This window comes from Ruegeria sp. BB1, assembly GCF_056539465.1.
On record NZ_JBQFVB010000001.1, the window covers coordinates 994,360 to 1,015,913 of the forward strand.

Genomic DNA, 21,554 nt, shown 5'->3' on the forward strand with positions numbered 1-21,554 from the left:
CTTTTCAGGACCCTTGCAAATTGTCATGTCCAAACCGGGGCAATGCTGCATGCGTTTTGCCCGCGCGCTCCAACTCCAATGTGACATGCCCGATTGCGAACCGCGACCTCAGGGTTTCTTTCACCAACAATCTTATGGTTTCCGCGTCTGTCCAGCTTTGGGCGTCGATCTCAAGATGCGCGGTCAGGGCTGGTTCCTGCTCCTGCATGCTCCAAAGGTGGATATGGTGGACACCGGCCACTCCTTCAGTGGCTTCGATCGCGGTGGCCACATCCTCGGGCGACAGATTGGGCGGCGCGCCCAGCATCAGCACCCGGATCGTTTCTCCGATCTCAGATTTCACGTGCCACAGGATGTAGACCGAGATCAGGATCGTCACCGCAGGGTCGACCCAGGTCCAGCCAAACAGTATGACGGCCGCACCTGCGACAATGACGGCAACCGATCCAAGGGCGTCAGCGACATTGTGGATAAAGGCCGCACGAATGTTCATGCTGTCCTTCGACATCGAATAGGTCAGCGCAGCGGTGATAAGGTCGACGACCAAGGCAAGCGCGGCGATCCAGACAACCATCCAGCCGTTGACAGGCTCGGGCTGGAAAAACCGCATGACACCTTCGTACAACAGATACACCGACAACACGATCAGTGTGGTGTAATTGACCAGCGCCGCGACCACCTCAGCCCGGCCATAGCCAAAACTCATACGCGGATCGGCGGGGCGACGGGCAATCTTACGTGCGAAAAAAGCGATGATCAGGGCGATAGCGTCCGAAAAATTGTGCAACGCGTCTGCAATCAGTGCCAGAGACCCGGAAAGGATGCCGCCGATGACTTGCGCCAGGGTCAGCAGCATGTTCACCCCTATCGCCCCTGCGACGCGCATATCGCCTGCGTCCGGGTCGATATGGTGATGTTTATGTCCCTCGTGGCCGTGATGATGTGCCATGGTGCCGGTGTTCCTTGTTTTGGCGGGACAGTACATGTAATTCCTCTAGTCACTAGAGGTTCAAGAGAGGAAAGCCGAAAAATGTACTCGATCGGAGAGCTTTCCCGGCGAACCGGCGTCAAAGTGCCCACAATCCGGTTTTACGAAGACAAAGGGTTGCTGCCAAAGCCGGAAAGAACGGCTGGAAATCAGCGCCGGTATGACACTGCCGTATTAAATCGGTTGCAGTTCATTCGCCACGGGCGAGACCTTGGCCTGCCTTTGAGCGATATTGAGGCACTGTTATCCTTGGAAGGCGCGCATGGCGATGATTTGAACCGGGCACATGAAATCGCCGAACGTCAATTGGCGGATGTACGCGAGCGTATCGCCCAATTGGTCAGGCTTGAGGCGGAACTGACCCGTATCGCCTCGGCTTGTGACGGTGGGCACGACCATGTTTGCGCCGTGCTCCACACGTTCGGCGACCACAGCGCGTGCCTTGGGCCGCACGACGGCAAGGGGTGATCAGACCAGCGCTGCTTTGATCTTGTCCGCATGCTGGGCGATCAGGTCGAAGTCACCCATCTTGCCCGGAGGCCGCATGGCAACACCTTCCTGACGCGGCAGGATGTGGACATGCAGGTGAAACACCTCTTGTCCGCCTGCGGCCTCGTTAAATTGCTGAACGGTGACCCCGTCTGCGTCAAACGCCTTGACCACAGCGTTCGCCAGCTTCTGCACGGTTGCCGTCACGGCAGCCAGTTGCGCAGGTGATGCGTCCAGCAGGTTCCGGCAGGGTGTTTTGGGGATCACCAACAGATGCCCGTCGGACCGCGGCATGATATCCATAAAAGCCAGCGTTTCGTCATCCTCGTACACGCGGGTCGCGGGAATTTCCCCGCGCAGGATCTTGGCAAAGATGTTGTCGGGATCGTAAGCGGCCATATCTTGTCTCCGGTTTCGGGAATTGGGGATAGTACTGCGACCCACACAACCGGGGGTCAAGGCGGAACTCTGCCACGCCGCACGAATGGGCAGAAGCGGACCCTTGAAATTTTGACAGCCATCGCCAGATAGGGCCTGACTGAGACCAAGAATTCGCGGGATTTCCTCCCACCCGCGACAATTATTCTTGATCCAGATCAAACTCGGCCATTGAAGGTGCCCCCTTCGCCCTCTAAAACCAGCAGGAATCCCGCGCGCCAGAGAGGTCTGGCTGCGCGGTGCAGTTGCAACAGGAGGCACCTAAATGGCAGACGCAGCCATTCATGGTCACGAGCATGAAGATAATCGCGGATTCTTTACCCGCTGGTTCATGTCGACCAACCACAAGGACATCGGGATTCTGTACCTGATCGTCTCGGCACTAGCCGGTCTGATCTCGGTTCTGATGACCGTTTACATGCGGCTCGAGCTGATGCACCCCGGTGTGCAGTTCATGTGCCTGGAAGGCTTCATGGCCGACCCGTGTACCCCGAACGGACACCTGTGGAACGTGATGATCACCTACCATGGTGTTCTGATGATGTTCTTCGTTGTCATCCCGGCTCTTTTCGGCGGATTTGGCAACTATTTCATGCCGTTGCAGATCGGCGCGCCGGATATGGCGTTCCCGCGGATGAACAACCTGTCCTTCTGGCTGTACGTCGCCGGTACCTCGCTGGGCGTGGCTTCGTTGCTGAGCCCCGGTGGGAACGACCAGCTTGGTTCGGGTGTCGGATGGGTTCTATACCCGCCGCTGTCCACGACCGAGGGCGGCATGTCCATGGACCTTGCGATCTTCGCCGTACACGTATCGGGCGCCTCCTCGATCCTCGGCGCGATCAACATGATCACCACCTTCCTGAACATGCGTGCCCCTGGCATGACGCTGTTTAAGGTGCCGCTATTCAGTTGGTCGATCTTCGTCACTTCGTGGCTGATTCTTCTGTCGCTGCCGGTTCTGGCCGGCGCGATCACCATGTTGCTGATGGACCGCAACTTTGGCTTCACCTTCTTTGACCCGGCAGGTGGCGGTGACCCGATCCTGTATCAGCACATCCTGTGGTTCTTTGGCCACCCGGAAGTGTACATCGTGATCCTGCCCGGCTTCGGCATCATCAGCCACGTGATTGCGACCTTCGCACGCAAGCCGATCTTCGGTTACCTGCCAATGGTCTGGGCGATTATCGCAATTGGCGTTCTGGGCTTCGTCGTATGGGCGCACCACATGTACACCGTTGGCATGTCGCTGCGTCAGCAGGCGTACTTCATGTTGGCCACAATGGTCATCGCGGTGCCGACAGGCGTCAAGGTCTTCTCATGGATTGCCACAATGTGGGGCGGTTCCATCGAGTTCAAGACGCCGATGCTGTTTGCCTTCGGCTTCCTGTTCCTGTTCACCGTTGGTGGTGTGACCGGCGTTGTACTGTCGCAGGCAGGTATCGACCGCGCCTATCATGACACCTACTATGTCGTTGCGCACTTCCACTATGTAATGTCGCTGGGTGCTGTTTTTGCAATCTTTGCCGGTGTCTACTTCTACTTCTCAAAGATGACTGGTCGTCAGTACTCAGAGTTCTGGGGCAAGGTTCACTTCTGGCTGTTCTTCATCGGCGCCAACCTGACCTTCTTCCCGCAGCACTTCCTGGGCCGTCAGGGCATGCCCCGCCGCTACATCGACTATCCTGAGGCTTTCGCCCAGTGGAACTTTGTATCGTCGATTGGTGCGTTTATTTCCTTCGCTTCGTTCCTGCTGTTCTTCGGCATCGTGATCTATGCCCTGCTGCGTGGCGCGAAAGAGACCCGTCCGAACCCTTGGAACGAATACGCGGACACGCTGGAATGGACCCTGCCCTCGCCGCCGCCTGAGCATACGTTCGAGCAGCTGCCAAAGCAGGAAGACTGGGACAAAGGCCACGCGCACTGATCCCGCAGTCCGATAAACCCATTAAAGCCCCGCCTTGAGCGGGGCTTTTTTTTGTGTCCGGTCTCTGCACCCTGTCCGGCACGTGCATAGACACATCCAGCACCATGGGAATAGTATTCAAAAACAGGAATTCAGGGCGCCCCGGCGGAAGACACGCAAACCATGATACTTCATGATGGCATTTCGATTAGAAAACTGCTCAAAGGTTCGGTCGGTTTTATCGGTATCGTTCTGGCCTGGATTTTACTGGTTCAGGTGATCGATGAACTGACGCCGATTGACCTGATTTCGAATCCCAGCCCACCAGTAGCGATGTTGGGTTTGGCAGTGGCGTTTTTTCTGGGCTTCAAGAACACTTCCACCTATGGCCGCTGGACCGAAGCCCGCGGGGTTTGGGGTGATATCGCCAATACAAGCCGGGACTGGGGCAATACGATCAGTACCTTGGTTCAACCAAATGGCTCAGTGATTGAAGAAGACCTGCGCGATGAACTGATCGAGCGGCACATCGCCTGGATAAACATGCTGGCCTATCAGCTGCGCCAACCTGCAATTACCGGTCGCAAACGCAGGCCATGGATGTTCGGCCACAAGCCCGTATCAGGCCACGAAGACCTGCATCAAAATCCCGAAAGCTGGCGGAGTAGTCAACTTGAGGCGGATTTGCCGCTGTTAGAGGACAAGACCAACCGCGCGGCCTGTCTTATCAACCTGCAGGCCCGTCGTTTGTCAGATATGGCGCAACAGGGAAAGATCGACCCCTTCTGGCACGTGGCGCTGATGGATCGCTTATCCCGGTTTACGACGGCGCAAGGCCAGTGCGAGCGGATCAAAAACACTCCATTCCCGCGTCAGGTTGCCGAGGTCGGCCGCCTGTTCAGCTGGATATTCATTTTCCTGTTGCCTCTGGCCTTCAACGACGAACGTTCCATCATGGTGGGCACCGATGCCTCGATGATAAGAACAGTGCTGTTCGACTGGATGACCTTTGCCCCTGTCGGCGCGCTGGTTTGCTGGATCTTCTTTGTGACCGAGCGCGTCAGTGCCTCGATGGAGGATCCGTTCGAAGGGGATGTCACCGACGTGCCAATCTCGGCGCTGTGCCGAACAATCGAGATTGATATGCGTCAGATGACCGGCTGCGGTGTTGCGCCCCAACCCGCGCAACCTGTCGAAAAAGCCCTGTTTTGAACAACGTGCCACCACGCTGGTGAACCGCGTGTTTCAGGCAAAATTCGAAAATCCGACCATTTTAGGGTATGATAGGTGAAGGAACTCTGAGATCGGAGTGATTACATGCCCGAAATTGATTTTTGGTATTCCATTGGCAGCACCTACAGCTTCCTGACGATCATGCGGCTGGATGATTGGTGCGACGAACATGACGTTGCCGTAACTTGGCGGCCCTTCAACGTACGCACGGTCATGGCGGATCAGAAGAATATTCCCTTTGCAGGTAAACCGGTGAAGTCCGCATATATGTGGCGCGATATCGAACGTCGGGCCGCAAAATATCACATCCACGCCAAGCTGCCTGTACCCTACCCGATCTCGGACCTGGCGCTTGCCAATCAGGTTGCCTTGCTGGGTATGGGCGATGGCTGGGGTAAGAATTTCACGTTGGCCCTGTATCGCATTTGGTTCGAAGAAAATATCGAAGCCGGCAGCGAAACCGCGATCTCAGAAGCGCTGCACAGATGCCAGCAGGACCCGCGCCTGGTACTGTCCCGCGCTCGCAGCCCTGATACCGTGGCCGCACTTGAAGCGGAAACCGAACGGGCCGCCAAGCTGGGTGTTTTCGGCGCCCCCAGCCTTGTCGTCCGCGGCGAGGTTTTCTGGGGAGATGACCGACTGGACGACGCGCTATCCTGGGTGCGTGTTGGCCACGTTGCGTAATCATTTCCCTTCGAAACGCCACAGCATTGCGCTACATATCAGCCATGCCCTACCGATGGACAAAAACGTCTGAAACTGAACAGGAATTGCGCCTCTGGCCGCATAATTCACTGCCTCCACGCGGGGCGATGATCGTGATTCTGTCTGTGTTTCTGTTTGGACTGATCCCGCTGTTGGCAGTGCTTGGGTCGATCATCCTTTGGGGGCTTTTGCCTTTCCTGCTAGTAACCGTTCTGGGACTGTGGCTGGCGATCCAGACCAACTATCGCGCGCGCAGCGTGTTCGAGATTCTGACACTGACTGGCACGCGGGCGCACCTCGTCCACCTTGACCCGCGCAGCGGTCAGCAAGAATGGACCTGCAACCGCTATTGGGCCCGCCCCGAAATGCATAAACGCGGTGGACCTGTCCCGAATTACGTGACGCTGACCGGAGATGGGCGCGAAGTTGAAATAGGGTCATTTCTGTCCGAGGAAGAACGCATCGCGCTATACGACGACCTGATACAAAAACTGCGCGAACCGGTCGCGCAGTAAAAGCCGTTTCAGACTGAAAGAAGGATCAGCAACCGCCGCCTGTTGCCGCGCAAAGCTGATCTTTGACCATCGGCCCGACTTTGCCAAAATCCATCTGGCCGGTGTACCGGGTCTTAAGTTCTCCCATCACTTTGCCCATGTCGCGGATCGAACCCGCACCTGTCGCAGTGATTGCCGTTTGAATGGCCTTGGAAACCTCGTCATCGTCCAATTGCTTGGGCAGAAACTCCTCGATGACTTCAACCTCACGCAACTCGCGCTCGGCCAAGTCCAGCCGTCCGCCTTCTTCATAGGCGCGCGCGCTTTCCTTGCGCTGTTTGGTCATTTTACCAAGAATTTCAAGGACCTCGGTATCGCCGCAGCCCTTGGCCTCTTCGTTTTCTGCAGCCCGCGAGGCAATATCGCGGTCCTTGATTGCGGCATTGATCAAGCGCAGCGTCGACAGACGCTCGGCATTCTTGTCTTTCATTGCTTGCTTCAGGGCTGAGTTCACCCGTGATCGCATATCCATATGTTCTGTCCATCCCCATGGAAAAGGAACCCTGACCATATCGAAACAAAAAGCGTGATACAACAGGGGGTGAATATCGCTAAGTAATTGATTTTTCACAATAGCCCAAATTTTGAACAGACTTGACCCAGCGCCACAACCCCCTTAGGTATGCGCCGATTTACCCAGCAGGAGAGTCGCCCCATGGCCCAGAACGCCCCGTCCAAGCCCACCGCATGTCTGGCTTTGGCCGACGGAACATTGTTCTACGGGATGGGCTTCGGTGCCACCGGCCAAACCGTGGCCGAGTTGTGCTTTAACACTGCCATGACCGGATATCAGGAGATCATGACCGATCCCTCTTATGCCGGTCAGATCGTGACCTTTACTTTCCCCCATATCGGCAATGTCGGTGTAAACCCCGAGGATGACGAAACCGGCGATCCGGTTGCTGCCGGGATGGTGGTAAAATGGGACCCGACCGATGCGTCCAACTGGCGCGCAACTGAAGAGTTGAAGACCTGGCTGGCCAGCCGTGGCCGCATCGCTATCGGCGGTGTGGACACCCGCCGTCTGACGCGCGCCATCCGGCAGCAAGGCGCGCCGCATGTGGCGCTGGCCCATGACCCCGAGGGCAATTTCGACATCGCTGCGCTGATTGCCGCTGCGCGGGGTTTTGCTGGGCTTGAAGGCATGGATTTGGCCAAAGAGGTCACCTGCGCCCAAAGCTATCGCTGGGATGAGATGCGTTGGGCCTGGCCCGACGGATACACCCGTCAGGAAGCCCCCGTGCACAAGGTTGTCGCCATCGATTACGGTGCCAAGCGCAACATCTTGCGTTGCCTGGCGTCGGCTGGATGCGATGTAACCGTATTGCCCGCCACCGCGACAGCGGCCGAGGTACTGGCCCACAATCCTGACGGAGTGTTCCTCTCCAACGGCCCCGGCGACCCGGCCGCAACGGGCGAATACGCCGTGCCGATGATCAAAGAGGTTCTGGACACCACCGAACTGCCGGTCTTTGGCATCTGCCTTGGCCACCAAATGCTGGCGCTGGCGCTTGGCGGTCAGACCGTCAAGATGAACCACGGCCACCACGGCGCCAACCACCCGGTCAAGGATATGGACACTGGCAAGGTCGAGATCACCTCGATGAACCATGGCTTTGCGGTTGATGCACAATCCTTGCCCGACGGCGTGGTGGAAACGCACCGCTCGCTGTTTGACGGGTCAAACTGCGGTATCCGCATGACCGACCGTCCGGTTTATTCGGTACAGCACCACCCCGAGGCCTCGCCCGGCCCACAGGACAGTTATTATCTGTTTGAACGCTTTGCTGAGGCAATGGCAGCCCAGAAAGCACAGGCATAATAGCCAGTTCGATCATAGTTAACCTGGTGTTAACCTAAATTGCGCAACCCTGACGTCTGGTAACCGCGTCAGGGTTGTTTCATTATGGTCGAATTAAACCTGCAGCATTTCGCGCGTGCCGCACCGATCCCTGCGCAAGACCGTAAGCCATTGGGGGCGTGTCTGATTGATCGAGGTCTGATCACCCGGTCACAACTGGACGAGGCGTTGTTTCTGCAATCCTGGCAACAGGCACTGCTGGGCGAAATTCTGGTGGCCGAAGATTGGGTCACCCGTAAGGATATTCTCTGCGCGCTGTCCGAACAAACCGGTCTACAGATTGCCGATATCAACAGTTCGCCCCCGCCCCTGGAATTGTGTCAATTTAAACCAGTTGAATTCTGGCTGAAACATAACGTCATTCCCTGGCGCCGCCTGGGTCCAATCCTGCTTGTGGCAACTGCGCGACCCGATCTGTTCCCCGCCGTGCGCAGCGGGTTTGAGGATGCCGGTTACACCGTCATGCCGGTACTCGCCGGTGCCGATCAGATCGACAACACCATCGCGCGCATTTACGCCTCTCCGCTTGCCCAATCGGCCGAGACGCGCGTGGAGCTGGATCAAAGCTGCAGATCATGGACCCCGAAATCTCGTATAGGACCCGCCCTTGCCCTAACAGGGCTTACGGGGCTGTTTGCTGCTTTCCCCACGACAGGGCTGACCGTTCTGGTCGCCGCCGCCGTGATCAGCCTTGTCTTGTTTTTGTGCCTGCGCCTTGCCGGGCTGCTGGCCTTTGTCTGGCATTCGGCAAAACACCGGCCCAGGGCAAACCCAGCAGCTCCGCCACAAGCGTTGCCTTGTGTGTCGATCATGGTGCCGCTTTATAAGGAACGTGAAATCGCCGACGCGCTCATTCATCGGTTGCAACGGCTTACTTACCCCAAGGCGCTGCTGGACATTATTCTGGTGCTTGAGGAAACCGACGAGGTAACACGCGCCACTCTTGCTCAGGTTGCTCTGCCCAGTTGGATCAGAACCGTCGAAGTGCCCGAGCTGAACGGTCTGACCACCAAACCCCGCGCCATGAACTATGCGCTGGATTTCTGCCGCGGCGATATTCTGGGTGTCTGGGATGCCGAGGACGCGCCGCAGCCTGATCAGATCGAACGTGTCGTCCGCCATTTCACCCAGGCGGACGAAGATGTTGTCTGCTTGCAGGGCGTATTGGACTACTACAACCCTCGCACCAATTGGCGGTCCCGTTGTTTTACCATTGAATACAACAGCTGGTTTCGGGTCGTCCTTCAGGGCGTCGCGCGGCTTGGTCTAGTTGTGCCCTTGGGCGGAACCACGTTCTTTTTCCGCCGTGACAAGCTGTTGGAGTTGGGCGGCTGGGACGCCCACAACGTCACCGAGGACGCCGATCTTGGTGTGCGCCTTTCGCGCGCCGGCTATCGCACCGAAATGGTGGACACCGCCACCTATGAAGAGGCCAATTTCCGCGCCTGGCCCTGGGTACGACAAAGATCACGGTGGCTAAAAGGGTTCATGGTGACCTACCTGGTTCACATGCGGGCCCCCACGCGGCTGCTTCAAGATCTAGGGCTATTTCGGTTTTTAGGCGTGCAGGCCTTTTTCCTGGGAACTGTCGGGCAATTCCTGCTGGCACCGGTTCTGTGGCTGTTCTGGCTGACAAGCTTTGGCTTGGCCAGCCCGTTAGACCCTTTTCTCTCTGACGCGGTTCTGGCAGCACTGATCGGCCTTTTTCTAAGCGCCGAGATCACCAATATTGCAGTTGGCGCCATCGCCGTTTCAGCACGTGAAAGACGGTTTCTATTGCCGTGGGTGCCGACCATGCCGCTGTATTTCCCATTGGGTGTTCTGGCGGCCTATAAAGCCTTATGGGAATTGGTGCTGAACCCGTTCTTCTGGGACAAAACGCAACACGGGCAGGCCAGTGAAGAAAGCCTGCCGCCCGCCTGATCAGTTCTCGCGCAGAACCGCGTCCTGTTTCAGCCGCGTCATGAACGCCACAGAAATGTGATCCTTGAGCGCGCGTGCCGCGGCCTCTTCGTCACGCGCAGCGATGGCTTCGACAATTCCCTTATGTTCGCTCTGCGCAATCTCACCGCGCCCTTGCACCGCCAGCGACGTCGTGGCCATCAGCGCCATGGTGCGATGCACAAGATCCAGCTGCTGCACCAGATAGCGGTTGTGCGAGGCCAGATGTATCTGCTCGTGAAACCGGCGGTTCGCCCGAGACAAAGCCTGAGGGTCGTCGACCAGCGCGTCATCCTCGGTCACCATTTCCTGCAGCACTTTGATTTCTTCTTCGGTTGCGTGCTTTGCGGCCAGCTTGGCCGCTAACCCTTCCAACTCGCGTCGTACGACGTACAACTCGGCCATCTGGTTGTGGTTCAGCGAGGCCACGATCAGTGACCGCCCGTCCCGCTCCAAGAGGGATTGCGTTTCAAGTCGCTGCAGAGCTTCGCGAATAGGTGTGCGCGATACACCGAACCGTTCGGCAAGCTCGCTTTCGACCAGACGGTCGCCAGGCTTGTAAACGCCTACGTCGATCGCTTCGAGAATTAGGCTATAGGCGTCTTTGGACGGCTGTCTGGACTGGGGCATATGGTGGTTTGTCTCCTCGTTCGGATATGTCTATCCGTCACTTGCCCTGTGGATCAAGAGCAGCATTGAAAACCGTGCCTTTGCGGCCTAAACAAACCCCATGGTCAAACCAGCTTTTGCTCACGTCACCCAATGGGTGTTCGACCTCGACAACACGCTCTACCCGCCGCATATGCGCCTGTTCGATCAGATCGAGGTGTTGATGACGGATTACGTGGTACAGGCTATCGGCGTTGACCGGGCCGAAGCGGATCGGCTGCGCTCACATTACTGGCGGCAATACGGAACTACGCTGGCTGGGCTGATGGCCGAGCATGATCTGGATCCCGATCCCTATCTGCACGCCGTCCATCAGGTCGACATGAGCCACATAGACCCCGATGCCGAACTGGCCGATCACATCCAATCCCTGCCCGGTCGTCGGATCGTGTATACCAACGGCAGCGCGCCCTATGCGGAACGTGTACTTGAGGCGCGCGGCCTCAACGGTCTGTTCGATGCGATCTACGGGGTCGAACACGCCGGTTATCGCCCCAAGCCCGAACAGGCAGCGTTTGAGGCGATCTTTGCGCAAGACGGAATCGATGCTGCGCAGGCCGCCATGTTCGAGGATGACCCGCGCAATCTGGCCGCCCCGCATGCAATGGGAATGCGCACCGTCCACGTCGCGCCCGAGCCGCACGAGGCGGACCATATCCACCATCACACCGACGATTTGACCGCCTTTCTGGCTCGCCTGCGATAGGCTGTCACACTGCGACGATCCGCACATTCTGCAGGTGCGAAATCGATCCTATATGCGCCTCAGCGACGAACAGAATCGGAGACCCCATGAGCGCGATCGAGATGCCTCGGCGCCTGCCCATCTGGCAGCGCCTGTTGTTTGCAATCCCCGTTTTCGGCTGGCTGGCCCGCGATGCCGCCAATGGAACGGCCGAAGATTGGTATTACACGGCAGCCGCCATTTTCAGCATGTGGGGATGTTCGGCGCTGCTCTTCGGCCTGCCTGGGCTTTACATCCCGGCCGTCATGATGGTGCCGATGATGTTCATCCTGCTCATCCTGATCTCGCGCGGCTGACACACGGGACAGGATGTCACTTGGCACCGGCCTTGGAACCGAACTAGGTTCTGCCCAAGACTCGGAGACCAAGGCCATGACTGACAGCTGTGATATCCTGATTTCTGGCGGAGGAATCGCCGGACTGACCGCTGCGGCGGTCTTTGGAACTGCCGGGTTCGACGTGGTTTGCGTCGACCCCGCACCACCGATTACCGAACGAGATGTGGACGGATCCGACCTGCGGACCACCGCCTTTTTGCAACCTGCGCATGGGTTGTTGGCGCAATGCGGGCTGTGGCAACGGCTGGACGAATACGCGGCACCCCTTCAGATCATGCGAATCGTGGATGCAGGAGGCGACGTTCCCGAACCCCGCGTAGTGCGCGATTTCAACGCTGCCGATATTTCGGACCAACCCTTTGGTTGGAACCTGCCCAACTGGTTGCTGCGGCGCGAGATGGTGACCCGCCTGGCCGAACTTCCCAATGTCGATTTCCGCCCCGGCACCGGTACCGTCAGCCTGTTTACGCGCACCGCCGAAGCCCGTGTGGGGCTGAGCGATGGCAGCCGTATACGCTGCAAGCTGGTGATCGCCGCAGACGGGCGCAATTCCCCAATGCGTGAGGCAGCTGGAATCAATGTTCACACCACACGTTACGGTCAGAAAGCGCTGGCCTTTGCCGTGACACACCCGATTCAGCACGACAATGTCTCGACCGAGATTCACCGTTCGGGTGGACCGTTCACTCTGGTCCCCCTACCCGACTGGCAGGGGCAGCCTTCCTCGGCGATTGTGTGGATGGAGCGCGGCCCTAGGGCCGTTGAACTACTGAATACCGACCCCGAAGCGTTCGAAGCACTGATGACCGAACGCTCGTGTGGGTTGTTCGGGCCGCTGAAACTGGCCTCACGCCGGACGATCTGGCCCATCATCAGCCAGTCGGCGGAACGGTTGTCGGGCGAAAGGGTTGCTCTGATGGCCGAGGCTGCCCATGTGGTGCCCCCCATCGGCGCGCAGGGGTTGAACATGTCGCTGGGTGATCTGCGCACCTTGCTGGATCTGGCACAAGCCCGCCCCGAAGGTCTGGGCGATGCGCAGATGTTGGACGCTTATCACAAGGCCCGCCACACCGAAATCGAGATGCGCGTTAAAGGTATCGACCTGCTGAACCGCGCCTCGATGATCGAGGCGCGCCCGCTGCGGGATGCGCGCGCGATGGGGTTGAACGCGCTCTATTCCCTACCGCCCGTGCGAAAAACGTTGATGCAGATGGGCCTCGGCGTGCGCTGAGGCCCTGCAATCAAAGAACCTGGTCCAATACGCGCTTGAGCCGCGCGATTGTGCCATCAACGTCATAAAGCTTGTCCAATCCGAACAGCCCCAACCGGAACGTGCTGAACCCTTCGGGCTCATCACATTGCAGCGGAACACCTGCCGCGATCTGCATACCCAAAGCGGCGAATTTCTTGCCATTCTGAACTTCGGGGTCCGACGTGTAGGTGACCACAACCCCCGGCGCGCCGAACCCGTCTGCCGCGACCGAGATCAGCCCTTTGTCTTTCAGCATCGCCCGCACTCCGTTGCCCAAGGCCCACTGAGCGTCCCGCAGTTTTTCAAAACCGTAATCACGGGTTTCAACCATGGTGTCCCGGAACGCCTGCAGCGCGTCGGTTGGCATGGTCGCGTGATACGCGTGCCCCCCGTTCTCATACGCCTGCATAATCTGTCGCCATTTCTTCAGATCTACAGCGAAACTGTCAGACGTTGTCTCCTCCAGCCGCGCTTCGGCTCGCTCGGACAGCATGACCAGACCGGCGCAAGGCGAGGCGCTCCACCCTTTCTGAGGGGCCGAAATCAGGACATCCACGCCGGTGGCCTTCATATCAATCCAGGCACAGCCCGAAGCGATGCAATCCAGCACCATCAATGCGCCAACCTCATGCGCGGCCTCCGCCATGGCAGTCACGTAATCGCTCGGCAATATGAGGCCTGCGGATGTTTCCACATGCGGTGCAAATACGACATCGGGGCGTTGCTCGCGAATTGTTGACACCACCTCTTCAATCGGTGCCGGCGCAAATGGGGATGGGCTGGAGTTTCCGGTTTGCCGCGCCTTGAGTACGGTCGCCGATGCCGTCAAATCCGCAGATTCGATTATCTGGCTCCAACGATAAGAAAACCACCCGTTGCGCACGACCAGAACATTGGCGTTACGCGCGAATTGGCGCGCCACAGCTTCCATCCCATAAGTACCGCCACCAGGGATCACCGCAACGCCATCGGCGTTGTAAACATCACACAAGATGGACGAAATATCGCGCATGACAGTCTGAAACCGGGCTGACATGTGGTTCAGCGACCGATCCGTAAAAACAACCGAAAACTCTTCGAGCCCGTTCGGGTCGATACTTTCCAAAAGCGCGGGCATGATGTGTCCTTTCAAACTGTCCTTCAGAATTTTGAGGCCTTTTTCGAGAATGGTACAGCCCCAGTCTCGTGCTGATAATTGACGCAACGGAAGTCAAAATCCTAACAAAAAATTAACCACGAATAGCTCTAATTGAACAACTCGTTGACGCCAAATAGTGTCACCACCCCTTTACACCCAGAGGTGTTTCTGAACAGATACATACACTTTGTACAAGAAAGGTATTGCTTCTCGTGACTGCTCAAAAGCGGATCAGTTTTCAGGTCGTACGTGACGAAGTTAAGCGGCGAATTGAAAGCCGGATTTGGCCACAAGGATCTCTGCTGCCGACAGAAACGCAGCTTGCTGAAGAATTCAATTGCGCGCGTGCAACGGTAAACCGCGCCCTGCGCGAGCTTGCCGAGCAAGGGTTCGTAGAACGCAAACGCAAAAGCGGCACGCGGGTAAAAAAGGAGCCCAGCAAACACGCCAAGCTGGAGTTTTCTCTGGCCCGTCAATCGGTTGAGAATCAAAACTCAATCTATCGCTATGCACTTGTTGAACGGAATGTCGTATCCAGCCCCGGTTGGCTGGCCTCGCAACTCAGCGTTTCGCCCGACGCGCGGGTGCTGCATGTGATCTGCATGCACTATGCGGACAACCGCCCCTTTCAGCTAGAGGAGCGCTGGATCAACATCGACACAGTACCTGACGTTGAGCATGCGGATCTCAACACGCGGGGCCCCCACGAGTGGCTGCTGAACGTTGCCCCCTTTACCGAGGCTGAGGTTGCATTCTGCGCAATTTCCGCCGACGGGAGACTGGCAGAATTCATGGGCACCACTGCTGGAACGTCGATGATTCAATTGGAACGCACTACTTGGAAAGATGGTGTTCCGATGACCTTTGCCCGGATGACGCATCACCCCGGCTATTGCATCCGTACCAAATATTGACCCGGTTTAGCCGATTGGGCCGGGCAAGCGCTCTTCGCTCAGCAATACGTTTGCCTCGACCTCACCCGCGCCGGGTAAGGTCATGATCCGCCGTCGCAGCACCCGTTCGAAATCGGACAGATCACGTGCAACTACCCTCAGGCGATAGTCGTAAAGACCCAACACATGTTCGACCGTCTGCACCTCGGGGATGGCGCTGACGGCGCGCTCAAAGTCTTCAAGGCTGACTTGTCCCTTGCGCGCCAGTTTGACGCCCAGAAACACGGTCACGCCGAACCCCAATGCCTCGGCATTCAGACGCAGGCGACGGCCCTTGATGACCCCTGCTGATTCCAGCCGGCGGATGCGCCGCCAGGTTGCCGGTTGGGACAACCCCAGCTTGCGCCCCAACGCCCCGGCGCTTTGCGTGGCATCCTGTACCAGCGCACGCAGGATGGTCCGGTCGGTTTCGTCCAGTTCGATCATACCGGCAACACCTCGTTCCGCTTGACCCGCGCGATATGCATCAGCGCTTCGATATCGGCTATGTGCGGCAGGGTAAGAATACGATCGCGATAGATTTGCTGATAGTGCGTCATGTCGCGTGCAATCACCGACAGCCTCACGTCCACACGCCCCAAAAACGTCTGAATTTCAATAACTTCGGAAACACTCCGCGCGGCAACAGTGAATTCGTCAAACGCGCGCGGCTGGGTTTTGTCCAGCGTCACGCGCAGTGAAACCTCGACCGCATATCCCATCGCCGGCCAATCAATGACAACCTCTTGCCCCAGAATGACACCCGAGGCCTGCATCTTTTCAACCCGGCGCCAGCACACTCCCTGACTGATCCCGCAACGCTCGGCCAATTCGGCCATGGTCAGGGTCGGTTCGGCCTGTAAGTGACGCAGAATGCGCCTGTCCATATCATCCAACATGATTTTTCCGGTTAAGTCAGATACCGCGCATAAATTTTCGCATTTCGCTTCAATAGTCGATTGTAAAGCGCTCGCCAATAGCTTTGGACCCTATTAGAACCGCAGCAACCGCATATGAAAGGACCGAAAACATGCGCGTCTATTACGATCGCGATTGCGATATCAACCTGATCAAAGACAAAAAAGTAGCGATCCTGGGCTATGGCTCGCAAGGTCACGCTCATGCGCTGAACCTGCGCGACTCGGGCGCCAAGAACCTGGTTGTCGCTCTGCGCGAAGGGTCGGCATCCGCCAAGAAAGCAGAAGCCGAAGGCCTGACCGTCATGGGCATCGCCGAAGCGGCGGCCTGGTGTGACGTCATCATGTTCACCATGCCCGACGAACTGCAGGCCGAAACCTACAAGAAATACGTGCATGACAACATCAAGCCGGGCTCGGCCATTGCCTTTGCCCACGGCCTGAACGTCCACTTTGGCCTGATCGAGCCGAAAGAAGGTGTCGACGTCATCATGATGGCCCCCAAAGGCCCCGGCCACACCGTGCGTGGCGAATACGTCAAAGGCGGCGGCGTACCCTGCCTGGTGGCCGTGGATAGCGACGCAACCGGCAAGGCGCTGGAAATCGGCCTGTCCTATTGCTCGGCCATCGGTGGCGGCCGTTCGGGTATCATTGAGACCAACTTCCGCGAAGAGTGCGAAACCGACCTGTTCGGCGAGCAGGCCGTTCTGTGCGGCGGTATCGTTGAGCTGATCCGCTGCGGTTTTGAGACTCTGGTCGAAGCGGGCTATGCGCCTGAAATGGCTTATTTCGAATGTCTGCACGAGACCAAGCTAATCGTTGACCTGATTTATGAAGGCGGCATCGCCAATATGGATTACTCGATCTCGAACACTGCCGAATACGGCCAGTACGTCACCGGCCCGCGCATTCTGCCCTATGAGCAGACCAAGAAGGCGATGAAAGAGACCCTGTCGGACATCCAAACCGGTAAGTTTGTGCGTGACTTCATGCTGGAAAACGCGGTTGGTCAGCCAACCATCAAAGCGGCACGCCGCCACAATGACGAACATCAGATCGAGCAGGTTGGTAAGAAACTGCGCGACATGATGCCGTGGATTTCTGCTGGCAAGCTGGTAGATCAGGAAAAGAACTGATCCTGACTGTTCTAATCGAAGGGGCGGCCAAGTGGCCGCCCTTTTTCGTCACAACCGCTTTTGACCCCAAGGCGCTATATGATTGACCAACCCACGTCCCGCGATTGGAGCGGCGTGATCGCTTTAGGCCTCATATGGGGCGGCACGTTTATGGTCGTCGCAATGGCGCTTGAGGGATACGGGCCAGTGACAGTCGCTACGGCGCGCACGACGCTGGGTGCCGTGACATTACTTGGGATGATGGCGTTGACCGGTCGCAAGCTGCCGACGGGCGATCTGAACTTGTGGGGGTTCATCGCCATTATCGGTCTGCTGTCTACCGCCCTGCCCTTCATGTTGCTCAGTTGGGGGCAACAATATGTGGCCTCGGCCTTTGCCGGGCTGTCGATGGCGGCAATTCCGCTGATGGTTCTGCCATTGGCCCATTTCTTTTCAGACGAGCCGCTGAACGCCCGCAGGTTCCTTGGAGTCTCACTGGGATTTTGCGGTGCTTTGGTGTTGATCGGGCCGGGTTTGGCGCAGATCGGACAAGGGGCTGAGCCGTTGGCGCAGCTGGCCTGCATCGGCGCGGCTTTGTGTTACTCCTGCGCGTCTATCTTCACACGGCGTTGCCCACCGATTGATCCTGTGGTGCTGGCGGCGCTGTCCTTGGTGGTGGGCGCCGTTCTTTTGTTACCCATCATGCTGGTGACCGAAGGCCTTCCACGTTGGGAAGGAACGCGCCCCGGTCTAGCCATTGTAGCGCTGGGGCTGGTGCCGACCGCCTTTGCCACCTTGCTGCGCGTATCGATCATTCGCAGCGCCGGGTCCGTCTTTCTGACGCTGGTCAATTATCAGGTGCCAATCTGGTCGATGGTTTTCGGCGCCTGGATCTTGTCCGAGGCCCTGCCCCTGCGCTTTTACATCGCGCTCACCATGATTCTGACCGGGCTGGCCATCAGCCAATGGTTTAGCCTGCGCAAGATGCTGATCGGGCGTTAACCGGCGACCGCCTCGACCTCGGCCACGATACCGTCGACGACTTGTGTCAACAGGGCATCATCCTCGCATTCTGCCATCACGCGGATCAGGGGTTCCGTCCCCGACTTGCGGATCAGCAGCCGGCCTTGCCCGTTCAGGCGCGCCTCGGCATCCGCAATGGCCGCTTTCACGGCGCTGGTTTCCAGTGGGGTTTGCCCCTCGCCGTAACGCACGTTTTTAAGCAGTTGTGGAACGGTTTCGAATTGCACCGACAGCTCGGACGCCTTGCGACCAGAATGCACCATCTCGGCCAGGAAATGCAGACCGGCCATCAGACCGTCACCGGTGGTGGCATAATCGCTCATGACGATGTGGCCTGACTGCTCACCGCCCAAGTTGAACCCGCCTTCGCGCATCCTTTCGACGACATAGCGGTCACCAACGGCTGTGCGTTCCAGACGCAGCCCTTGCGCGGCAAGATGCCGTTCCAACCCAAGATTCGACATGACCGTCGCAACCAGCGCGCCACCTTCAAGACGATCCGCCTTGGCCCAACAGGTCGCCAGCAACGCCATTAGCTGATCTCCGTCAGCCACCTGCCCGTTTTCGTCAACCATCACCACGCGGTCGGCGTCACCGTCCAGACAGATACCCACATCCGCGCCGTGCGCGACAACCGTTTCGGCCGCCAGCTGAGGTTTGGTCGAGCCGCAATTCAGGTTGATATTCTTACCGTTTGGCGCGATTCCGACCGGAATGACATCTGCCCCAAGCTCCCACAAAACCTCGGGCGCCGTGCGGTGGGCCGCGCCGTTGGCGCAATCGACCACTACTTTCAGCCCGTCCAGACGCAGATCGCGGGACAGCGAGGATTTTACCCGCTCACCATATCGGAACCGCGCATCATCCACCCGCCGGGCACGGCCAATGTTCTGTGCTTGCGCCGGTTTGACACCCTCTTCGATCAGACGTTCAATCTCCAGCTCAGCCTGATCGGACAGCTTGTACCCGTCGGGGCCAAAGAACTTGATACCGTTATCCTCAGCCGGGTTGTGACTGGCCGAAATCATCACCCCCAGATCCGCGCGCATCGAGCGGGTCATCAACCCTACCGCCGGTGTCGGTACAGGACCCAACAGCAGCACGTTCATCCCTGTCGAGGTCAACCCAGCAGTCAGCGCGTTTTCCAGCATATACCCGGACAAGCGCGTATCCTTGCCGATCACCACCCGGTGCGCACCGGATCGATCGCGACGGAAATACCGCCCCACGGCAGCCCCAATGCGCAGGGCCATTTCGGCCGTAATCGGATGAGTATTGGCGGTGCCCCGCACCCCATCGGTTCCGAACAGCTTGCGCATTGTCTAACTCCGTAGTTACTCGTCTAGGACGGGATTACCGGACGGCGGCCCACAGACGCAAGGCCTGAGCGGTTTGAGCCACGTCATGAACACGCACGATCTGCATGCCTTGCGACAATCCGGCCAGTGCTACAGCGATTGATCCCGGCGCGCGGGCATCCTTGCGCGGCTCTTGCCCGATTTGCCCGATAAAGCCCTTGCGCGAGACGCCCAGCAGAACCGGGCATCCCAAGCCATGGAAAAGGCTAAGATTTTTCAACAGTGTCAAATTATGCGCCTGGGTTTTACCGAACCCGATACCCGGATCGACCAAGATCTGATCGCGGCCCAGCCCAATCTGCTCCAGCTTTTCAACCTGACCTTCAAGGAAATCATAGACGTCCAGCGACACGTCATCATATTGCGGATCGTCCTGCATCACAGTTGGATCGCCCAGCATATGCATCACACAGACAGGCGCGTTAACCTCGGCGCAGAACGGCGCGAGCTGCGGATCAAAGGTAAAGCCCGATACGTCATTGATCAGCCCCGCACCCGTCGTCCACGCAGCCCGCGCCACGCTGGCCTTGCGGGTATCGATGGAAATCAGAGCATTCGTCTTGGCGCGAATGGCTTCTATCAGGGGTTGCGTCCGGGCGATTTCCTCATCCTCGGGAACATAGGTAGCCCCCGGTCGGGTCGATTCACCGCCGATATCCAGAATGCTGGCACCATGCTCCACCATCCGCTTAGCAGCGGACACTGCCGTTTCAACCGAGTTGTGCACCCCGCCGTCCGAGAAGCTGTCGGGCGTGGCGTTGAGAATTCCCATGATCTGCGGGCGATCCATCGCCACACCAGCAATCTCTGCGCGTGGGCGCGTCAGACGGTTCAGTGCATCGGCTGGAATATCCCGCGCCGTGACAATCGTCGGCGCATCCGTGCGGGACATCCGTTCTGCATGGGTGAACCACAATTCCTGCCCGGCAAGAGAAACCGCCCCGTCCGGGCGTACAGACCCGTGCTGTACCAGCGGTCGAAAATACGCAGTCACAGTTGCGCCTGATCCACTGGAATAGCGCGCAGAGGCGTCTTTGGAGCGTTCGGCAAGGCACCGCCGATCACCATCATTTCGCTGGCTTCAAAAGTGGCCGCAAACCAGGCTGCCAAGGCTACAGCGTCCGAAGGCGCCGCCGAAGGGCCATCAACCGCATCCAGCACAATCTTTGATGGGGCCCAGACACAAATCTGCCCATTCTTCATTGCCCAATCCAATTCCGTCCGCGTCGACACCACCACACAGCGATGATCCCGTGCGGCCAGAACCCAGGCGTTTTGCTCGATCGCCAGCAGATCAATCCGGCGTTGGGTCATCGCGTGACCAGTCTGTGGCAGCGTCAGTTTCGATGCGCCAACACACAGGATCAGCGGGCGCTGACGGTTCTCCAACTGATCAATCCAACCCGTCAGGTTGGCGGATGAAATGGCCTCGTTCGACAGGAATACCAACCGCGGATGGGGGCGTTCTTCTTCGACCACATCGTGGTGGAGCGTGTCCTTGCCGCGCACGATTTCGACACCCAGCGCGCCCGGTCCACGATCAAGTTTTTCGATGCGAACAAAAGCTCTTACAGCCTGAGGCTCAAGCAAAATGCGCTCTGCCACGCGATCCGCCAACGTCTCAAGCAGGTTCAGACGTTCAGCGGCCAGTTCATGGGCAATCGCCTCGGTCACTCGGTCGTATGACAGAATGCGATCAACATCATCGTCAATCGGATCGGTCAGCGGCCGAACCTCTACAACAATGTTGAAGCAGATACGCTGTGTGGTGCCACGTTCGGCCTGAAAGGCACCTATCTCAACTTCAACGGTATGATCCCTGAGCGAGATGCGATCCAGCGGGCCGCGCGTCGCGGTCGCTTCTGACCGTTCAGACGGGTGCGCAAAGGCAAGGCGGATTTCAGAGCTCATTCGGCGAACCTTTTCGGGCTTGGTAAACTAGTCTACCAAATTTA

General features: G+C 58.0%; 23 protein-coding genes. 13 read left to right on the forward strand and 10 right to left on the reverse strand.

Translation table 11 applies throughout. The features are described 5' to 3' along the window. Positions 1–4: 4 nt before the first annotated feature. The gene (locus tag ACR0AL_RS04940) at positions 5–949 is read right to left on the reverse strand and encodes a cation diffusion facilitator family transporter (RefSeq protein ID WP_480662170.1); all 945 of its coding nucleotides are present in this window, start codon (positions 947–949) and stop codon (positions 5–7) included. Between the two features lie 81 nt (positions 950–1,030). Between ACR0AL_RS04940 and ACR0AL_RS04945 the strand changes: the two genes are divergently transcribed. Continuing rightward, a complete protein-coding gene (locus ACR0AL_RS04945; protein WP_170348355.1) occupies positions 1,031–1,456 on the forward strand; it encodes a MerR family transcriptional regulator in 426 nt (141 codons plus the stop codon). Here ACR0AL_RS04945 and ACR0AL_RS04950 read toward each other — a convergent pair whose 3' ends face one another. Then, positions 1,457–1,876 (reverse strand): HIT family protein, encoded by a 420-nt coding sequence (locus tag ACR0AL_RS04950; protein ID WP_170348354.1) that lies wholly within the window; start codon positions 1,874–1,876, stop codon positions 1,457–1,459. It lies immediately after the preceding gene. A 304-nt stretch (positions 1,877–2,180) separates the two neighbouring features. On the opposite strand from ACR0AL_RS04950, the gene ctaD reads away from it, so the two are divergent. The 4 genes from ctaD (at position 2,181) to ACR0AL_RS04970 (ending at position 6,271) form a co-directional block, all read left to right on the forward strand. Beyond that, the gene (gene ctaD / locus ACR0AL_RS04955) at positions 2,181–3,839 is read left to right on the forward strand and encodes a cytochrome c oxidase subunit I (protein ID WP_170348353.1); all 1,659 of its coding nucleotides are present in this window, start codon (positions 2,181–2,183) and stop codon (positions 3,837–3,839) included. 162 nt (positions 3,840–4,001) lie between these two features. Beyond that, complete coding sequence (locus tag ACR0AL_RS04960; RefSeq protein ID WP_170374823.1) at positions 4,002–5,030, forward strand: bestrophin family protein; 1,029 nt, start codon at positions 4,002–4,004, stop codon at positions 5,028–5,030. 105 nt (positions 5,031–5,135) lie between these two features. After that, positions 5,136–5,735: a 2-hydroxychromene-2-carboxylate isomerase gene (locus ACR0AL_RS04965; RefSeq protein ID WP_170348351.1), complete on the forward strand. Its 600-nt coding sequence runs from the start codon at positions 5,136–5,138 to the stop codon at positions 5,733–5,735. A gap of 44 nt (positions 5,736–5,779) precedes the next feature. Next, positions 5,780–6,271, forward strand: a complete 492-nt coding sequence (locus tag ACR0AL_RS04970) for a DUF2244 domain-containing protein (protein WP_480662172.1) — start codon at positions 5,780–5,782, stop codon at positions 6,269–6,271. Positions 6,272–6,296: 25 nt separating this feature from the next. On the opposite strand, the gene ACR0AL_RS04975 is transcribed toward ACR0AL_RS04970, so the two are convergent. Next, a complete protein-coding gene (locus ACR0AL_RS04975; protein ID WP_170348349.1) occupies positions 6,297–6,782 on the reverse strand; it encodes a GatB/YqeY domain-containing protein in 486 nt (161 codons plus the stop codon). Between the two features lie 183 nt (positions 6,783–6,965). Here ACR0AL_RS04975 and carA point away from each other — a divergent pair, with 183 nt between their 5' ends. Beyond that, on the forward strand, positions 6,966–8,132 hold the full coding sequence (gene carA / locus ACR0AL_RS04980; RefSeq protein WP_170348348.1) for a glutamine-hydrolyzing carbamoyl-phosphate synthase small subunit: 1,167 nt from the start codon (positions 6,966–6,968) through the stop codon (positions 8,130–8,132). A gap of 84 nt (positions 8,133–8,216) precedes the next feature. Then, the gene (locus ACR0AL_RS04985; RefSeq protein WP_480662174.1) at positions 8,217–10,094 is read left to right on the forward strand and encodes a glycosyltransferase; all 1,878 of its coding nucleotides are present in this window, start codon (positions 8,217–8,219) and stop codon (positions 10,092–10,094) included. Here the strand turns inward: ACR0AL_RS04985 and ACR0AL_RS04990 are convergent, their stop codons facing one another. Next, positions 10,095–10,742, reverse strand: coding sequence for a GntR family transcriptional regulator (locus tag ACR0AL_RS04990; RefSeq protein ID WP_170348346.1), 648 nt, complete (start codon positions 10,740–10,742; stop codon positions 10,095–10,097). Between the two features lie 100 nt (positions 10,743–10,842). Here ACR0AL_RS04990 and ACR0AL_RS04995 point away from each other — a divergent pair, with 100 nt between their 5' ends. The 3 genes from ACR0AL_RS04995 to ACR0AL_RS05005 all read left to right on the forward strand — a co-directional run bounded on the left by ACR0AL_RS04995 (position 10,843) and on the right by ACR0AL_RS05005 (position 13,095). Continuing rightward, a complete protein-coding gene (locus ACR0AL_RS04995) occupies positions 10,843–11,487 on the forward strand; it encodes a pyrimidine 5'-nucleotidase (RefSeq protein ID WP_480662176.1) in 645 nt (214 codons plus the stop codon). Between the two features lie 86 nt (positions 11,488–11,573). Further along, positions 11,574–11,822: a hypothetical protein gene (locus ACR0AL_RS05000; protein ID WP_170348344.1), complete on the forward strand. Its 249-nt coding sequence runs from the start codon at positions 11,574–11,576 to the stop codon at positions 11,820–11,822. A 76-nt stretch (positions 11,823–11,898) separates the two neighbouring features. Further along, positions 11,899–13,095, forward strand: coding sequence for a UbiH/UbiF family hydroxylase (locus tag ACR0AL_RS05005; RefSeq protein ID WP_480662178.1), 1,197 nt, complete (start codon positions 11,899–11,901; stop codon positions 13,093–13,095). Positions 13,096–13,105: 10 nt separating this feature from the next. On the opposite strand, the gene ACR0AL_RS05010 is transcribed toward ACR0AL_RS05005, so the two are convergent. Beyond that, positions 13,106–14,233 (reverse strand): aminotransferase class V-fold PLP-dependent enzyme, encoded by a 1,128-nt coding sequence (locus ACR0AL_RS05010; RefSeq protein WP_170548288.1) that lies wholly within the window; start codon positions 14,231–14,233, stop codon positions 13,106–13,108. A gap of 233 nt (positions 14,234–14,466) precedes the next feature. Here ACR0AL_RS05010 and ACR0AL_RS05015 point away from each other — a divergent pair, with 233 nt between their 5' ends. Then, a complete protein-coding gene (locus tag ACR0AL_RS05015; protein WP_170357886.1) occupies positions 14,467–15,168 on the forward strand; it encodes a GntR family transcriptional regulator in 702 nt (233 codons plus the stop codon). Between the two features lie 6 nt (positions 15,169–15,174). Here ACR0AL_RS05015 and ACR0AL_RS05020 read toward each other — a convergent pair whose 3' ends face one another. Beyond that, complete coding sequence (locus ACR0AL_RS05020; RefSeq protein WP_170374819.1) at positions 15,175–15,633, reverse strand: Lrp/AsnC family transcriptional regulator; 459 nt, start codon at positions 15,631–15,633, stop codon at positions 15,175–15,177. Next, positions 15,630–16,085: an Lrp/AsnC family transcriptional regulator gene (locus tag ACR0AL_RS05025; RefSeq protein ID WP_170348339.1), complete on the reverse strand. Its 456-nt coding sequence runs from the start codon at positions 16,083–16,085 to the stop codon at positions 15,630–15,632. Before ACR0AL_RS05025 ends, ACR0AL_RS05020 begins: the two co-directional genes overlap by 4 nt. A 92-nt stretch (positions 16,086–16,177) precedes the next feature. Here ACR0AL_RS05025 and ilvC point away from each other — a divergent pair, with 92 nt between their 5' ends. After that, on the forward strand, positions 16,178–17,239 hold the full coding sequence (gene ilvC, locus ACR0AL_RS05030) for a ketol-acid reductoisomerase (RefSeq protein ID WP_170410595.1): 1,062 nt from the start codon (positions 16,178–16,180) through the stop codon (positions 17,237–17,239). 78 nt (positions 17,240–17,317) lie between these two features. Continuing rightward, entirely contained in the window at positions 17,318–18,220 is a 903-nt protein-coding gene (locus ACR0AL_RS05035; RefSeq protein ID WP_170548284.1) for a DMT family transporter, read from the forward strand. Here ACR0AL_RS05035 and glmM read toward each other — a convergent pair. The 3 genes from glmM to ACR0AL_RS05050 are packed head-to-tail and all read right to left on the reverse strand — an operon-like array spanning position 18,217 to position 21,510. Next, positions 18,217–19,560: a phosphoglucosamine mutase gene (gene glmM, locus ACR0AL_RS05040; RefSeq protein ID WP_170348337.1), complete on the reverse strand. Its 1,344-nt coding sequence runs from the start codon at positions 19,558–19,560 to the stop codon at positions 18,217–18,219. The two genes, ACR0AL_RS05035 and glmM, sit on opposite strands and share 4 nt — an antisense overlap. A 34-nt stretch (positions 19,561–19,594) precedes the next feature. Beyond that, entirely contained in the window at positions 19,595–20,593 is a 999-nt protein-coding gene (folP, locus tag ACR0AL_RS05045) for a dihydropteroate synthase (protein WP_480646326.1), read from the reverse strand. Continuing rightward, positions 20,590–21,510 carry a dihydroneopterin aldolase gene (locus ACR0AL_RS05050; RefSeq protein WP_170348335.1) on the reverse strand — a complete coding sequence of 307 codons (921 nt, stop codon included), beginning with the start codon at positions 21,508–21,510 and terminating at the stop codon, positions 20,590–20,592. The genes folP and ACR0AL_RS05050 overlap by 4 nt, the downstream gene beginning before the upstream one ends. Between the last annotated feature and the right edge of the window lie 44 nt (positions 21,511–21,554).

Coding starts and splice junctions, on each gene's coding strand:
- ACR0AL_RS04940 (WP_480662170.1), bottom strand. CDS start 949: ATGGCACATCATCACGGCCACGAGGGACATAAACATCACCATATCGAC.
- ACR0AL_RS04945 (WP_170348355.1), top strand. CDS start 1,031: ATGTACTCGATCGGAGAGCTTTCCCGGCGAACCGGCGTCAAAGTGCCC.
- ACR0AL_RS04950 (WP_170348354.1), bottom strand. CDS start 1,876: ATGGCCGCTTACGATCCCGACAACATCTTTGCCAAGATCCTGCGCGGG.
- ctaD (WP_170348353.1), top strand. CDS start 2,181: ATGGCAGACGCAGCCATTCATGGTCACGAGCATGAAGATAATCGCGGA.
- ACR0AL_RS04960 (WP_170374823.1), top strand. CDS start 4,002: ATGATACTTCATGATGGCATTTCGATTAGAAAACTGCTCAAAGGTTCG.
- ACR0AL_RS04965 (WP_170348351.1), top strand. CDS start 5,136: ATGCCCGAAATTGATTTTTGGTATTCCATTGGCAGCACCTACAGCTTC.
- ACR0AL_RS04970 (WP_480662172.1), top strand. CDS start 5,780: ATGCCCTACCGATGGACAAAAACGTCTGAAACTGAACAGGAATTGCGC.
- ACR0AL_RS04975 (WP_170348349.1), bottom strand. CDS start 6,782: ATGGATATGCGATCACGGGTGAACTCAGCCCTGAAGCAAGCAATGAAA.
- carA (WP_170348348.1), top strand. CDS start 6,966: ATGGCCCAGAACGCCCCGTCCAAGCCCACCGCATGTCTGGCTTTGGCC.
- ACR0AL_RS04985 (WP_480662174.1), top strand. CDS start 8,217: ATGGTCGAATTAAACCTGCAGCATTTCGCGCGTGCCGCACCGATCCCT.
- ACR0AL_RS04990 (WP_170348346.1), bottom strand. CDS start 10,742: ATGCCCCAGTCCAGACAGCCGTCCAAAGACGCCTATAGCCTAATTCTC.
- ACR0AL_RS04995 (WP_480662176.1), top strand. CDS start 10,843: ATGGTCAAACCAGCTTTTGCTCACGTCACCCAATGGGTGTTCGACCTC.
- ACR0AL_RS05000 (WP_170348344.1), top strand. CDS start 11,574: ATGAGCGCGATCGAGATGCCTCGGCGCCTGCCCATCTGGCAGCGCCTG.
- ACR0AL_RS05005 (WP_480662178.1), top strand. CDS start 11,899: ATGACTGACAGCTGTGATATCCTGATTTCTGGCGGAGGAATCGCCGGA.
- ACR0AL_RS05010 (WP_170548288.1), bottom strand. CDS start 14,233: ATGCCCGCGCTTTTGGAAAGTATCGACCCGAACGGGCTCGAAGAGTTT.
- ACR0AL_RS05020 (WP_170374819.1), bottom strand. CDS start 15,633: ATGATCGAACTGGACGAAACCGACCGGACCATCCTGCGTGCGCTGGTA.
- ACR0AL_RS05025 (WP_170348339.1), bottom strand. CDS start 16,085: ATGTTGGATGATATGGACAGGCGCATTCTGCGTCACTTACAGGCCGAA.
- ACR0AL_RS05035 (WP_170548284.1), top strand. CDS start 17,318: ATGATTGACCAACCCACGTCCCGCGATTGGAGCGGCGTGATCGCTTTA.
- glmM (WP_170348337.1), bottom strand. CDS start 19,560: ATGCGCAAGCTGTTCGGAACCGATGGGGTGCGGGGCACCGCCAATACT.
- ACR0AL_RS05050 (WP_170348335.1), bottom strand. CDS start 21,510: ATGAGCTCTGAAATCCGCCTTGCCTTTGCGCACCCGTCTGAACGGTCA.